The sequence below is a fragment of the Micromonospora sp. NPDC047740 genome, from assembly GCF_043204735.1.
GTDB lineage: Bacteria > Actinomycetota > Actinomycetes > Mycobacteriales > Micromonosporaceae > Micromonospora.
In genome coordinates, this window is sequence record NZ_JBIDCT010000004.1 from 1 (window position 1) to 13,111 (window position 13,111).

Here is a 13,111-nt window from a genome sequence, read left to right on the forward strand (position 1 = left end):
ACCGGCCCTCACCGCCAACCCACGCCACCGGCATCCTCCCCGAGCCAACCCAAACGTGATGCGCCACAGGGTGAACACCGAAACGCTTCCCGGCCCTGGAAAGCCGAAAACGTTCCACACAGGCCAACCTATGATCACTGATCATCGATATCAAAACGGTTAGCCTGTGAGGCCGGCCACGGCCGGGACCCTCCACTACCGGAGCCCTTGTGCGGGGGCCCCGTCCTGCCTCACAGCCGGACCAGCATCTTGCCCAGGTTCTCGCCGCGCAGCATGCCGAGGAACGCCGCCGGGGCGTGCTCGATGCCGTCGACCACCGTCTCGTCGTACGCGATCTTCCCGGCGCGCAGCCAGCCGGCCGTCTCCTGGACGAACTGCTCGCGCAGGTGACCGTGGTCGCCGACCAGGAAGCCGCGCAGGGTGAGCCGCTTGCCGATCAACAGCGCCAGGTTGCGCGGCGCGGCGGGCGGCTCGGTGGCGTTGTACTGGGCGATCATGCCACAGATCGCGGCCCGGCCGTGCAGGTTCATCGCCCCGATCGCGGCCTCCAGGTGCTCGCCGCCGACGTTGTCGAAGTACACGTCGACACCGTCGGGCGCGGCGGCCCGCAGGGCGTCCCGGACCGGGCCGTCGTGGTAGTCGAAGGCGGCGTCGAAGCCGAGCGACCTGAGCCGCTCGACCTTGGCTGGCGAGCCGGCGCTGCCGACCACCCGGGCCGCGCCGCGCAGCTTGGCGATCTGGCCGACCATGCTGCCCACCGCACCGGCCGCGCCGGAGACGAAGACGGTCTCGCCGGGCTTCATGGCGGCCACGTCGAGCAGGCCGGCGTACGCGGTCAGCCCGGTCATGCCGAGCACGCCCAGGTAGGCGCTCAGCGGGGCGAGGTTCGGGTCGACCTGGCGGGCGGCCTTCGCGTCGACCAGCGCGTACTCGCGCCAACCGAGGCCGTGCAGCACGGTGTCGCCGGGGGCGAACCCGTCGGCCTCGCTGGCCACCACCTCGCCGACGGCGCCGCCGTCGAGCGGGGCGTCGAGGGCGAACGGCGGCACGTACGACTTGACGTCGTTCATCCGGCCGCGCATGTACGGGTCGACCGAGATGAACCGGTTGCGGACCACCAGCTGCCCAGGGCCCGGGGTGGGCACCTCGGTCTCCACGAGGCGGAAGTTGTCGGCGGTCGGCCAGCCCTGCGGGCGGGAGGCCAGGTGGATCTCGCGGTTGGTGCTCATGAGGAGAGGTACGCCTCCAGCTCCACCTCGACCAGCTGCTCCGGGTCGATCAGCCCGGCCACCACGACCATCGTCGCCACCGGGCGGACCGCCCCGAACACCGCGTTGTGGGCCCGGCCGACCTCGTCGGCGTGGCGTCGGTCGGTCACGTACATCCGGGTCCGGATCACGTCGGCCGGCTCGGCGCCCACCTCGGCGAGTGCGTCCAGGCCGATCCGCAGCGCCTGCGCGGTCTGGGCCGCGGCGTCCCCCACGTGCGCCACCTGCCCGTCGACCGTCGACGTGCAGCCGGCGGTGATGGCCAGGTTCCCGACCCGGACCACCCGCGAATAGCCGAACCGGGCCTCCCACGGCCCACCCGAGCCGAGGCGGGTGACGACCGGGGAGGTCACGCCGCGGCCCGCAGCGTGGTCAGCGCCTCGGCGACGGTGAACGCCCCGGCGTAGAGCGCCTTGCCGGCGATCACGCCCTCCACGCCCACCGGCTCCAGGGCGGCCAGGGCGCGCAGGTCGTCCAGGGTGGAGACGCCGCCGGAGGCGATCACCGGCGCGTCGGTGCGGGAGCAGACCTCGCGCAGTAGGTCCAGGTTCGGCCCGCGCATGGTGCCGTCCTTGGTGATGTCGGTGACCACGTACCGGGAGGCGCCGGCCTTGTCCAGCCGCTCCAGCACCTCCCACAGGTCACCGCCGTCGCGGGTCCAGCCCCGCGCGGAGAGCGTACGGCCGCGCACGTCCAGCCCGATCGCCACCCGGTCGCCGTACTCGCCGCAGATCCGGTCGCACCACTGCGGGTCCTCCAGCGCGGCGGTGCCGATGTTGACCCGGGCCGCCCCGGTGCCCAGCGCCGCCTGCAGCGACTCGTCCTCCCGGATCCCGCCGGAGAGCTCGACCTTCACATCGAGCTGCCGGACCACCTCGGCGAGCAGGTGCGCGTTGGTGCCCCGGCCGAAGGCGGCGTCCAGGTCGACCAGGTGGATCCACTCCGCACCGTCGGACTGCCAGGCGAGGGCCGCCTCCAGCGGGTCGCCGTACGCGGTCTCGCTGCCGGCGGCGCCCTGCACGAGCCGGACGGCCCGACCGTCGGCGACGTCCACAGCGGGCAACAGGGTGAGGCTCACAGCACTTCTCCTCGCATCAGGTACGACGGTCCAGGGCGATCACCACGATCGCCGGCAGCACCAGCAGCAACAACACGACCAACGCCAGCCGCAGCGCCAGGTCGTCCACGAAAGTCCAGATGCCGGCCAGCGCAACCCCGGTGAGCAGCACGATCGCCGCCCGCTCGCCCCGGGTGTGCCGCCTCAGCCGGCCGGTCCGGCCGCGCCGCAGCTGCGGCGTCAACCGGCGTACCAGGGCGCGCCGCCGCTCCCGGCGGGCCACCCGGCGGCGGCGGACGGCACGCTCGGCCTCCAGTTGCGCCTCGCGGGCTTCCCGGCGGCGGGCCCGCTCCTTGCTCACCGGTCCACCGCCGCTCGCGGCCGCGGGGCTCGCAAACCCGGCCCACTCCTCGCGCTCACAGGGTCGTGAGCCAGTTGCGCAGCAGGGTGGCGCCGGTGTCGGCCGACTTCTCCGGGTGGAACTGGGCCGCCGCCAGCGGACCCCGCTCCACAGCCGCGACGAACTCGGTCCCGTGCTCGGCGATGGTCACCGTCGCCCCGGCCGCGGCCAGCCCGGCGGTGTCCGTCACCCCGTACGAGTGGACGAAGTAGAACCGGGCGTCGGCCGGCAGGCCGGCGAAGAGCACCGACCCCGCCGGCGGGCGGACGGTGTTCCAGCCCATGTGCGGCAACCGCTCGGCAGACAGCCGGGTCACCCCGCCGGGCAGCAGCCCGAGCCCCTTGGTCACCACGCCGTGCTCGTCGCCGTGCTCGAAGAGCACCTGCATCCCTACGCAGATGCCCAGCACCGGGCGGCCGGCTGCCACCCGCTCGGCGATGACCGGGCCGGCGCCGAGCGCCTCGATCCCGGCCATACAGGCGGCGTACGCGCCGACACCCGGCACCACCAGGCCGTCCGCCTCGGCGGCGGCGGTCAGGTCGTCGGTCACGGTGACGTCCGCACCGGCCCGCTCCAGGGCGCGCTCGGCCGACCGCAGGTTGCCCGAGCCGTAGTCGAGCACCACGATCCGCTTCGCTCGCTGTCGCTCGCTCATGCGCCGTCCCCGGGTAGCAGCCAGAGCAGCCCGCCGGCGGTGGCGAGGGCGGCGAGCAGCCCGGTGATCACCACGGCGCCGCGCGGCGCGCCCTGACGGTAGAGCGACCACGTCCCGCCGACCAGCACCCCGGCCAGGATCAGCAGCAGCGTCGGCAGCGCCGCCCCCATCAGAGTGCGCCCTTCGTGCTCGGGATCGCCCCGGCGTTGCGCGGGTCGATCGCGGTGGCCTCGCGCAACGCCCGGGACACCGCCTTGAACTGGGCCTCGACCACGTGGTGGGCGTCCGGGTGGCCGCCGGGACGGGCCGCCCGCAGCACGTCCACGTGCAGGGTGATCCGGGCCGCCTGGCCGAACGACTCCCAGATGTGCCGGGTCATGCTGGTCGGGTAGACCGGGCCGATATACGGGGCGAGCGGCGGCTCGTCGTGCACCACGTACGGCCGGCCGGAGAGGTCGACCGCGGCCCGGACCAGGACCTCGTCCATCGGCACGGTGGCCGAGCCGTACCGCCGGATGCCGGCCTTGTCCCCCAACGCCTGGTCGACCGCGGCGCCCAGGGCGAGCGCGGTGTCCTCCATGGTGTGGTGGGCGTCGATCTCCAGGTCGCCGACGGTGTGCACGGTCAGGTCGAAGCCGCCGTGCCGGGCGATCTGGTGGAGCATGTGGTCGTAGAAGCCGACACCCGTCTCGATGTCGGCCTTGCCGGTGCCGTCGAGGTCGATCTCGACGAGGACCTTCGTCTCCTTGGTGATCCGCTCCACCCGGGCGGTGCGCCTCATTGCCTGCCTCTCGGTCGCGACTGCGGGGCTCTTGCGCCGCACTTCCCGCGCGCTCACGAGAGCTTCTCCATCGCGGCGAGGAAGGCGTCGGTCTCGGCGGGGGTGCCGGCGGTGACCCGCAGCCAGCCGGGCAGGCCGACGTCGCGGACCAGCACACCGGCGTCGAGCAGGGTGCGCCAGGCGGCCGCCTGGTCACCGCCCACCTCGAAGAGCACAAAGTTGGCGTCGCTGTCCGCGACCCGGTGGTCGCGGGCCCGCAGCTCGGCGACGATCCGGTCGCGCTGCTCCATGATCGCGGCGACCGTGCCGAGCAGGGCGTCGCGATGCGCCAGGGCCGCGCGGGCGGCGGCCTGGGTGAGCGCGGAGAGGTGGTACGGCAGCCGGACGAGCTGCACCGCCTGCACCACGGCCGGGTCGGCGGCCAGGTAGCCGAGCCGCCCGCCGGCGAACCCGAACGCCTTGCTCATGGTCCGGGTGACCACCAGCCGCGGGTGGTCGGGCAGCACGGCCAGCGCGCTCACCGTGCCGGGCCGGGCGAACTCGGCGTACGCCTCGTCCACGATCACCATGCCGGGCGCCGCGTCGAGCACCGCGGCGACCACGGCCGGGTCCAGCGCGGTGCCGGTCGGGTTGTTCGGCGAGCAGAGGAAGACCACGTCGGGCCGGTGCGCCCGGACCTGGGCGACCGCCTCGTCGGCGGTGAGGCCGAAGTCGACGCCGCGGGCGGCCGGGATCCAACCGGTGCCGGTGCCGAGCGCGAGCAGCGGATGCATCGAGTACGCCGGGGTGAAGCCGAGCGCGCTGCGCCCCGGGCCGCCGAACGCCTGGAGCAGCTGCTGCTGGATCTCGTTGGAGCCGTTGGCCGCCCACACCTGGTCGACGGTGAGCCCGTGGCCCAGGTACGCCGCCAGGTCGGCGCGGACCGCGACCGCGTCCCGATCCGGGTAGCGGTTGAGGTCGCGCAGCTCGGCCGCGAGGGCCTTGGCGATGGCGTCCGCCACCGGCTCGGGCACCGGGTAGGAGTTCTCGTTGGTGTTCAGCCGGACCGGTACGTCGAGCTGCGGCGCGCCGTACGGCCGCAGGCCCCGCAGGTCGTCACGGATCGGCAGATCGTCAAGCCCACTCATGCCGCTGCCTCGCTTCGCTCGGGGCCGGCCGGCGGCCGGTGCGGGCTGAGCTCGCTGCGCTCGCTCACGAGTCGTCCCCCGGGAAGCGCGCGCTGACCGCCTGGCCGTGGGCCGGCAGGTCCTCGACGGTGGCCAGGGTGACCACGTGCGGAGCCACCTCGCGCAGCGCCTCCTGGCTGTATTCCACGAGGTGGATGCCGCGCAGGAAGGACTGCACGGACAGGCCGGACGAGTGCCGGGCGCAGCCACCGGTGGGCAGCACGTGGTTGGAACCGGCGCAGTAGTCGCCGAGCGACACCGGCGACCAGGCGCCGACAAAGATCGCCCCGGCGTTGCGCACCCGCATCGCCCACTCGCGGGCCTGCGCGGTCTGGATCTCCAGGTGCTCGGCCGCGTACGCGTCGACCACCCGCAGCCCTGCCTCGAGGTCGTCGACCAGGACCACCCCGCTCTGCTCCCCGCGCAGCGCGGTGCCGATCCGCTCGGCGTGCTTGGCCGCCGGCACCTGCCGGGCCAGCTCCGCGTCGACCGCGTCGGCGAGCGCCACCGACGGCGTGACCAGCACGCTCGCCGCCAGGGGGTCGTGCTCGGCCTGGCTGATCAGGTCGGCGGCGACGTGCACCGGGTCGGCGGTGTCGTCGGCCAGGATGGCGATCTCGGTCGGGCCGGCCTCGGCGTCGATGCCGACCACGCCGCGCAGCAGCCGCTTCGCGGCGGTGACCCAGATGTTGCCCGGGCCGGTGATCATGTCAACCGGCGCGCAGCGCTCGGCGCCGTCCGGGTCGACGGTCGCGCCGTACGCGAGCATGGCCACCGCCTGGGCGCCACCGACCGCGTAGACCTCGTCGACGCCGAGCAGCGCGCAGGCCGCGAGGACCCGCTGGTCGGGCAGGCCGCCGTTGTCCTTCTGCGGCGGGCTCACCACCACCAGCGAGCGGACCCCGGCCGCCTGGGCGGGGACGACGTTCATCACCACGGTCGACGGATACATGGCCAGGCCGCCCGGGACGTACAGGCCGACCCGGTCGACCGGCACCCAGCGCTCGGTCACCGTGCCGCCCGGCACCACCTGGGTGGTGTGGTCGGCGCGGCGCTGGTCGGCGTGGACCTTGCGGGCCCGGGTGATGGACTCCAGCAGGGCGGCGCGCACCTGGGGGTCGAGTCCGGCCTCCGCCGCGCGGATCGTCTCCACCGGCACCCGCAGGCGCTCCGGGGAGATGCCGTCGAACCGAACGCTCGCCTCCCGGATCGCCGGGTACCCATGCTCCCGGACCGCCTCCACCAGGGGGCGGATCCTCTCGACGGCCACCGAGACGTCGAGCTGGGCACGGGGCAGCAGCCGGCGCGGGTCGCGCACGACGCCACGCAGGTCGATCCGGTTCAGCACCCTTGCGAGTCTAGGCCGCCGCCCCGGAGCCGACCCGCGCCGCCCGCAGGCCGGGACGGTGAGCCGGGACACGCGGGATGGTGCCCGGTCCGACTACCCTCGGACGCGTGACCGCACGGCTGCCGGTGTTCCCGCTCGGGACGGTCCTGTTCCCTGGGCTGGTCCTGCCGCTGCACATCTTCGAGGAGCGCTACCGGGCGCTGGTGCGCCACCTGGTCGGGCTGCCGGAGGGCGCGCCCCGGGAGTTCGGGGTGGTGGCGATCCAGGCCGGCTGGGAGGTCGCCGCCGGGCCGCCGGGCCGGCCGACCCTCGGCGGCGGGCAGGTCACGCTGCACGAGGTGGGCTGCACCGCGGAGCTGCGGCAGGTCACCGAGCTGGCCGACGGCGGATTCGACATCGTCACCGTGGGCCGGCGGCGGTTCCGCATCGCCGGCGTCGAGGCGGGCGCCACGCCGTACCTGACCGCCGAGGTGGAGTGGCTGCCCGAGCCGGCCGGCACCGACGAGGTAGCCGACCTGCTGGCCGCCCGGGTGATCTCGGTCTTCCGGCAGTATCTCGGGCTGATCCGGCCGGACCCGCAGGAGATCTCCGAGCAACTGCCGGAGGATCCCACCGTGCTGTCGCACCTGGTCGCCGCGACCGCCGCGCTGACCGTCGCCGACCGGCAGCGGCTGCTCGCCATCGACGACACCGCCGCCCGGCTCCGGGCCGAGCTTCAACTGCTCCACCGGGAGACGGCGCTGCTGCGCGAGGTCCGGGCGGTGCCGGTGCCGCTCAGCGAGCTGGCGGGTCCCCCGGTGCCGAACTGAGCTCCGGGCCGCCCGGCGGCCAGTCGCCGTCCAGCTCCGGCTCCGGGCGCAGCGACGGCCAGCGCGACCAGCCGGCCAGCAGGGTGTACGTCACGGCCGCGCCGAACGCGGGCAGCAGCAGGTTGCCGTACGGCACGGGCAGCAGCCCGAGCAACCAGTCGATCCCGCCGGCCCGCAGGTCGGCGGGCTTGGTGAAGACCGTCCCGTCCGGCGCGGTGGCCAGCAGCCGGTGGTAGGTGCCGAGCCCGATCCGGCGGCCGACCTGCCAGGCCACCAGTGCGGCGCCGAGGCCGCCGAGGGTCCCGGCGAGCAGGCCGACCGGGCCGCGCCGGCCGCGCAGCAGGAGCCACAGCGCGATCGCGGCGAGCACCCCGAACCCGAGCCCGAGCAGGCTGAACCAGCCGTCGGCGGCGATCGGCTGCTCCGGCTGCGGGGTGGCGTAGATGGCGCCGCCGGCGGTCTTCTGCACCGGGGTGCCGGGCGCCACCCCTGCCCAGAGCAGCCCGAGGGGCGCGCCCAGCACGGCCAGCAGGACCGCGGCGGCGAGGGTGGTCCGGACCACGTTGAGCCGGCCACCGCCGCCGGCGGCCACCGGGGTCTCCCGGGGCTCGGCACCGACCACGCCCGGATGCCCGGCGAGCGGGTCCGCGCCGGGCGCGGTCACGTCGTCGGCCGGCCGGGCCCCGTCGGACGTGTCCGCCGGCTGGTCGGTGGCCGGCTCGGGTCGGGAGGAAGGCTCCGGTCCGCCGGACGGACGTGCGGCGGCGTCGGGCGCGCCGGCATGGTCGGCGGCCCGCTCGGGATCAGGGGTGTCCGGACTCACCCGGTGATCCTCTCAGGCGGCGGGCCGGCGCGGGGCGGCGGTGGCGGTCAGCGGGCGAACGGCTCCAGCATCACCGCGACGGCCTTGAGCCACGCCTGCCGGGTCTCCGTCTGGAGCTGGTGGTAGTCGATCGAGGAGCCGGTCTCCAGCGCCGGGTCGTAGGGCACCACGGTGACCGCCCGGGTCCGGGTGGCGAAGTGCCGTTCCAGGTCGTCCTGGATCGAGGTACGCCGCGGCGTCGGGCAGGAGATCAGGGTCACCGCGTTGTCGGCCAGCTCGCCCATCCCCACCTCGTGCAGCAGGTCGAGCATCCAGTCCGCGCTGAACGCGGCGTCCTCGCGGGGGACGGTGGTCACCACGAGCTGGTCGGCGGCCTGCATGACGGTACGCCAGTTCGGGCTCTCCACGTTGTTGCCGGTGTCCACGCAGACCACCTCGTGGGTACGGCGCAGCAGCTCCAACACCCGCTTGACGGTGAACTGGTCCAGCCGCTGGGCGAACCGGGGGCTCTCCTCCCCGGCCAGCACGTCGTACGAGCCGTCGGAGGCGTGCCGCAGGTAGTCGTCGAGGTGCTCCAGCAGGGTGGCGCCCTCCAGGATCTCGATCTGGGCGAGATCGTGGATCAGGTGTCGGATGGTGCGGGCGTGTCGGGCGCTGCCGGCCCGCAGGCCGAGCGTGCCGCGCAGCTCGTTGTCGTCCCAGGCGAGGACGCCGCGGCCACGGACGCTGCCCACGGTGGCCGCGGCGAGCACGGTCGCGGTGGTCTTGTGCACCCCGCCCTTGGGGTTGGCGAAGGCGAGCACCCGGGGGCGGCCCAGCTCGCGGCGGAGCACACCGACGGCCCGCTCCACCTCGTCCTCCGGCTTCGGGGCCCGCCACTCGACCCGGGCCGGCTCGACCCGGGCCGGGTAGCCCTCGACGGGCGGCTGCGGCGCGGGAACCGGCGGGAGCGGCGCCGGCGGCTGGTGGCTCTCCGGCCGGTAGCGGCCCCGGTCCAGCAACGCGTACCGGGACTCCACCGGCGGCGGGTCGGGCCGGTAGCCGGGCTCCGGCAACCCGTACCGGGGCTCGACGGAGGCGGTGCCCCGGCCGCGCGGCTCCGGGTCTGGGTGGCCCGGCTCCGGCTCGGCGCGGTACGCCGGCTCGGCCCGCCAGGACGGCTCGGGACCGTCCGGGCGGCCCGGCTCCGGCTCGGCGCGGTACGCCGGCTCGGCCCGCCAGGACGGCTCGGGACCGTCCGGGCGGCCCGGCTCCGGCTCGGCGCGGTACGCCGGCTCGGCCCGCCAGGACGGCCCGGGACGGTGGTCGGGCTCGGCGCGGTAGGGCGGCTCGCCGCCGTACCCCGGTTCGACGCGGTGGGCCGGCTCCACCCGGTAGGTCGCCTCCACCCGGTAGGGCGGCTGCTCGGCGCCGTACGGCGGCTCGGCGGGACGACCGACGGCCGGCGCCCGGCCGGTCCAGCCGGCGCCGGCGCTGCGGCGCGGCAGCGGTTCGGCGGCGGGTGGGGGCTCCGCGGGGCGGTGGTCGGCGTCGATCTGCTCCGCGCCACGGCCGCCGTGTCGGGCCCGGTCGAGCAGCGCCCGCCACCGCGGTGCCGGCTCAGCCTGCCGACCCCAGCCGGTTTCGCTGCCGTCCAAGGCTTCGTCCTCCCCAGCCGTCGATCTCCGCCTGACAGGCTACGAACGAAACCCTATTCAAACCACACCCCCGCGCGCACATCCCCCCGGTGGCCCTCCTCACCGTCGTGCCGCGCGACGGCCGCCGGCGATCACGTCTCAGGAGGTGGGAGCGGGGTTCGGGGATCCCGGACCGGCGGCCGGGCCGCCGGAGGACGGTGCGGACCCGCGGACCGTCGGTGCGGCTTCCGACGAATCGCCCACCGCGCCGGCGCCGGGGGTCGGCTCGGCCAGCCCGGTGTCGACCGGCGGCCGGGCCACGTCCCGCTGCTCGGGCAGCGGTGGGGTGAACACCGTGCGGTCCAGCCGGCGCACCTCGGGCGCCGGGTCGACCACCCGTACGCCGGGGCGGGTGGCCAGGGCCCGCAGCGCCGCCGGGGCGTCCCGCACCACCGCGGCGTACACGCAGGCGCAGCCCGACCGGTAGCCGGCCGCCTCCTCGGCCGAGACCGCCGCCCCCGTGTCGTACACCCGACGCAGCTCGGGATCGGCGGAGGCGGCCGGGGCGGCGGCGCGCGCCCGGTAGTCGGCGGCCTCCCGGTCCTTGCGGGCGGCCACCTCGGCCATCCCGGCGACCACGTCGTCCGGTACTCGCAGCGCGGCGATCCGGACGATCTCGGTCTGCCGCCCGGGCAACGGCACCCGGGCGACCACCGCCGAGACCGGCGTCGCGCCGAGCGCGGTGGCCAGCTGCGCCGGCGTCAGGTACGCCGCGAACGAGACCAAGGCGTAGTCGCCCGGCCCGGGGTCGGCCGGCCCGAGCGCGGCCAGTTCGGCGGAGGCGGCGCGCAGATAGGCCGGGATGGCGTCGCCCTCCGCCACCCCGACCCGGGTGACCTCGCCGACCGTGCGGTCGCCCACCGGCTCGCGGCGACGGTCCCAGACGGCGGCGACCAGCACCGCCAGCGCGCAGGCCAGCGCGATCCAGGTGAGCAGGCCGGACCGCGCCGGACCGCGCCGGGGCGGATGCGGCGGCGGTACGTCGGCGGGCGGGCTGCTCGTCGGGCGGTCCATGGCGGCGGGTCAGTCGCGGAGGGTCTCCAGCGCCCGGGCCAGGTCGTCCGGGTAGTCACTGACGAAGGTGACCTCCTCGGCCGTCCGTGGGTGCAGGAAGCTCAGCGAGCGGGCGTGCAGCCACTGCCGGGTCAGCCCGAGGCGGGCCGCCAGGGTGGGGTCGGCGCCGTAGGTGAGGTCGCCCACGCAGGGGTGCCGGAGGGTGGAGAAGTGCACCCGGATCTGGTGGGTGCGCCCGGTCTCCAGCTTGACGTCGAGCAGGCTGGCGGCCGGAAACGCCTCCAGGGTGTCGTAGTGGGTGACGCTCGGCTTGCCGCCGGAGACCACCGCCCAGCGGTAGTCGTGGTGCGGGTGCCGGTCGATCGGGGCGTCGATGGTGCCGCGCAGCGGGTCCGGGTGGCCCTGCACCACGGCGTGGTAGCGCTTCTCCACCTCGCGGTACTTGAAGGCCCGCTTCAACGCGGTGTACGCCGGCTCGCTCTTGGCCACCACCATGACCCCGGTGGTGCCCACGTCGAGCCGGTGCACCACGCCCTGCCGCTCGGCGGCACCGCTGGTGGAGATCCGGTGGCCGATCGCGGCCAGCGCGCCGATGACCGTCGGCCCGGTCCAGCCGGGGCTCGGGTGGGCGGCCACGCCGACCGGCTTGTCCACCACCACGATGTCGTCGTCGGCGTGGACCACGGTCAGGCCCGGCACGGCCTGCGGCACGACGGTGGGCGGGGCGGCCGGCGCGGGCAGGGTCACCTCCAGCCAGGAGCCCGCCTTGACCTTGTGCGAGTTGGGCCGTACGGCGCCGTCGACCAGCGCGTCCCCGGCGTCGACCAGGGCCGCGGCGGCGGTCCGGGAGAGCCCGAACAGCCGGGACACGGCCTGGTCCAGCCGCAGGCCCTCGAGACCGTCCGGGACGGGCAGCGACCGGTGGTCGCCACCGGTGGCGAAGACGGAGGTCACGCCCGCTCCCGCTGCTCGCCGCCGGTGGCCGTCCCGGCGGCGTCCGCCGGCTGCGCCGACCGGGCGCCGGCCCGGCTGCCGTCCCGCTGCCGGCCGGTCAGCTCCAGCAGCACGGCCAGGATCACCCCGCAGACCAGGGAACTGTCGGCCAGGTTGAACACCGGCCAGACCTGCCCGTACGGGTCGAACAGGCTGATCATGTCGACCACGTGGCCGACGAAGTGGCCGGGGGCCCGGAAGATCCGGTCGGTCAGGTTGCCGAGCGCCCCACCGAGCACCAGCCCGAGCGAGACGGCCCAGGGCAGCGAGCGCAGTCGCAGCGCCATCCAGCCGATCCAGGCGATCACGCCGATGGTGATCAGCGGGAAGACCCAGGTGTGGTCGGAGCCGATGCTCCAGGCCGCGCCGCTGTTGCGGGTGAGGGTGAGGTAGACGGCACCGCCGAGCAGGGACACCGGCCCCCGGCCGGTCAGCTCCGAGAGGGCGAGCTGCTTGGTGGCCAGGTCGGCGAGCAGCGCGAACAGGGCGACGCCGAGGAGGATCCCGATCGCCCTGCGGCGGGACACCCCGGCGCGTGACTCAGCGGTGCCGGACCCGGCGGGCGGTGCTGCGGTCATCTGCTCCCCATCGACGCTTTCGACGGTGACCCTCACCGTCTCCGTTCCGCCGGGGAGCGGACCTCAGCGCCGCTCCTCCAGCTGCTTGCAGGTCACGCAGAGGGTGGCCGACGGGAACGCGGCGAGCCGCTCCACCGGGATCGGGTTGCCGCACCGCTCGCACCAGCCGTACCCACCCTCGTCGAGACGCTCCAGGGCGCGCTCGACCTGCGTGATCCGCTCCTTGATGCTGTTGGCGAGGGAGATCTCCTGCTCCCGCTCGAACGTCTTGGTGCCGGTGTCGGCCTGGTCGTCCCCGGCCGAGTCGGTCAGCCGATCGCGCTGCAGCTCGGTGATCTCGCTCAGCGTCTGATCGTACTCGGCGTTGAGCTCGTCCCGCCGCGCCGCCAGCGCGGCCCGGATCTTCTCGGTCTCCGCCGCGCTGCGGGTGGCCTTCGCCACCGGCTTGCGGCCGGCGGTCCTGGTGTCGGCTGGCTTCGCCATCGTCAGCTCCCTTGGCCGCGTGCCGCGGCGGTCGGCGGTGCCTGGGCAGGGGAGACCGGC

General features: G+C 75.3%; 16 protein-coding genes. 1 reads left to right on the top strand and 15 read right to left on the bottom strand.

Annotation, left to right across the window (positions count from 1 at the left end; all coding sequences use genetic code 11):
• Nucleotides 1–230: 230 nt before the first annotated feature.
• The 9 genes from ACGF4F_RS09180 to hisD form a co-directional block, all read right to left on the bottom strand.
• A complete protein-coding gene (locus ACGF4F_RS09180; protein ID WP_357435219.1) occupies nt 231–1,229 on the bottom strand; it encodes an NADP-dependent oxidoreductase in 999 nt (332 codons plus the stop codon).
• Nucleotides 1,226–1,621, bottom strand: coding sequence for a RidA family protein (locus tag ACGF4F_RS09185; protein ID WP_387272020.1), 396 nt, complete (start codon nt 1,619–1,621; stop codon nt 1,226–1,228). The genes ACGF4F_RS09180 and ACGF4F_RS09185 overlap by 4 nt, the downstream gene beginning before the upstream one ends.
• Nucleotides 1,618–2,346, bottom strand: a complete 729-nt coding sequence (gene priA / locus ACGF4F_RS09190) for a bifunctional 1-(5-phosphoribosyl)-5-((5-phosphoribosylamino)methylideneamino)imidazole-4-carboxamide isomerase/phosphoribosylanthranilate isomerase PriA (protein WP_393076120.1) — start codon at nt 2,344–2,346, stop codon at nt 1,618–1,620. The genes ACGF4F_RS09185 and priA overlap by 4 nt, the downstream gene beginning before the upstream one ends.
• Before the next feature lie 16 nt (nt 2,347–2,362).
• Nucleotides 2,363–2,686, bottom strand: coding sequence for a hypothetical protein (locus tag ACGF4F_RS09195; protein ID WP_387272023.1), 324 nt, complete (start codon nt 2,684–2,686; stop codon nt 2,363–2,365).
• Between the two features lie 55 nt (nt 2,687–2,741).
• Nucleotides 2,742–3,380, bottom strand: coding sequence for an imidazole glycerol phosphate synthase subunit HisH (hisH, locus tag ACGF4F_RS09200; protein WP_393076123.1), 639 nt, complete (start codon nt 3,378–3,380; stop codon nt 2,742–2,744).
• Complete coding sequence (locus tag ACGF4F_RS09205) at nt 3,377–3,550, bottom strand: hypothetical protein (protein WP_198940227.1); 174 nt, start codon at nt 3,548–3,550, stop codon at nt 3,377–3,379. Before ACGF4F_RS09205 ends, hisH begins: the two co-directional genes overlap by 4 nt.
• Complete coding sequence (hisB, locus tag ACGF4F_RS09210; protein WP_357435210.1) at nt 3,550–4,161, bottom strand: imidazoleglycerol-phosphate dehydratase HisB; 612 nt, start codon at nt 4,159–4,161, stop codon at nt 3,550–3,552. Before hisB ends, ACGF4F_RS09205 begins: the two co-directional genes overlap by 1 nt.
• Nucleotides 4,162–4,214: 53 nt before the next feature.
• On the bottom strand, nt 4,215–5,288 hold the full coding sequence (locus ACGF4F_RS09215) for a histidinol-phosphate transaminase (protein ID WP_393076127.1): 1,074 nt from the start codon (nt 5,286–5,288) through the stop codon (nt 4,215–4,217).
• Between the two features lie 64 nt (nt 5,289–5,352).
• Nucleotides 5,353–6,675, bottom strand: coding sequence for a histidinol dehydrogenase (hisD, locus tag ACGF4F_RS09220; RefSeq protein WP_393076130.1), 1,323 nt, complete (start codon nt 6,673–6,675; stop codon nt 5,353–5,355).
• A gap of 107 nt (nt 6,676–6,782) precedes the next feature.
• Between hisD and ACGF4F_RS09225 the strand changes: the two genes are divergently transcribed.
• The gene (locus tag ACGF4F_RS09225; RefSeq protein ID WP_393076133.1) at nt 6,783–7,484 is read left to right on the top strand and encodes an LON peptidase substrate-binding domain-containing protein; all 702 of its coding nucleotides are present in this window, start codon (nt 6,783–6,785) and stop codon (nt 7,482–7,484) included.
• On the opposite strand, the gene ACGF4F_RS09230 is transcribed toward ACGF4F_RS09225, so the two are convergent.
• The 6 genes from ACGF4F_RS09230 to ACGF4F_RS09255 form a co-directional block, all read right to left on the bottom strand.
• The gene (locus ACGF4F_RS09230; RefSeq protein ID WP_393076136.1) at nt 7,450–8,307 is read right to left on the bottom strand and encodes a DUF2567 domain-containing protein; all 858 of its coding nucleotides are present in this window, start codon (nt 8,305–8,307) and stop codon (nt 7,450–7,452) included. The two genes, ACGF4F_RS09225 and ACGF4F_RS09230, sit on opposite strands and share 35 nt — an antisense overlap.
• Before the next feature lie 47 nt (nt 8,308–8,354).
• Nucleotides 8,355–9,944: an ATPase gene (locus tag ACGF4F_RS09235; protein WP_393076139.1), complete on the bottom strand. Its 1,590-nt coding sequence runs from the start codon at nt 9,942–9,944 to the stop codon at nt 8,355–8,357.
• Nucleotides 9,945–10,082: 138 nt separating this feature from the next.
• Nucleotides 10,083–10,997 carry a hypothetical protein gene (locus ACGF4F_RS09240; protein ID WP_357435202.1) on the bottom strand — a complete coding sequence of 305 codons (915 nt, stop codon included), beginning with the start codon at nt 10,995–10,997 and terminating at the stop codon, nt 10,083–10,085.
• Between the two features lie 9 nt (nt 10,998–11,006).
• Nucleotides 11,007–11,951 carry an RluA family pseudouridine synthase gene (locus ACGF4F_RS09245; protein ID WP_393076142.1) on the bottom strand — a complete coding sequence of 315 codons (945 nt, stop codon included), beginning with the start codon at nt 11,949–11,951 and terminating at the stop codon, nt 11,007–11,009.
• A complete protein-coding gene (lspA, locus tag ACGF4F_RS09250; RefSeq protein ID WP_357435200.1) occupies nt 11,948–12,568 on the bottom strand; it encodes a signal peptidase II in 621 nt (206 codons plus the stop codon). Before lspA ends, ACGF4F_RS09245 begins: the two co-directional genes overlap by 4 nt.
• 63 nt (nt 12,569–12,631) lie before the next feature.
• A complete protein-coding gene (locus ACGF4F_RS09255; RefSeq protein ID WP_018785248.1) occupies nt 12,632–13,051 on the bottom strand; it encodes a TraR/DksA C4-type zinc finger protein in 420 nt (139 codons plus the stop codon).
• Nucleotides 13,052–13,111 lie beyond the last annotated feature (60 nt).

Coding starts and splice junctions, on each gene's coding strand:
- ACGF4F_RS09180 (WP_357435219.1), bottom strand. CDS start 1,229: ATGAGCACCAACCGCGAGATCCACCTGGCCTCCCGCCCGCAGGGCTGG.
- ACGF4F_RS09255 (WP_018785248.1), bottom strand. CDS start 13,051: ATGGCGAAGCCAGCCGACACCAGGACCGCCGGCCGCAAGCCGGTGGCG.
- ACGF4F_RS09205 (WP_198940227.1), bottom strand. CDS start 3,550: ATGGGGGCGGCGCTGCCGACGCTGCTGCTGATCCTGGCCGGGGTGCTG.
- hisB (WP_357435210.1), bottom strand. CDS start 4,161: ATGAGGCGCACCGCCCGGGTGGAGCGGATCACCAAGGAGACGAAGGTC.
- ACGF4F_RS09215 (WP_393076127.1), bottom strand. CDS start 5,288: ATGAGTGGGCTTGACGATCTGCCGATCCGTGACGACCTGCGGGGCCTG.
- lspA (WP_357435200.1), bottom strand. CDS start 12,568: ATGACCGCAGCACCGCCCGCCGGGTCCGGCACCGCTGAGTCACGCGCC.
- hisH (WP_393076123.1), bottom strand. CDS start 3,380: ATGAGCGAGCGACAGCGAGCGAAGCGGATCGTGGTGCTCGACTACGGC.
- ACGF4F_RS09240 (WP_357435202.1), bottom strand. CDS start 10,997: ATGGACCGCCCGACGAGCAGCCCGCCCGCCGACGTACCGCCGCCGCAT.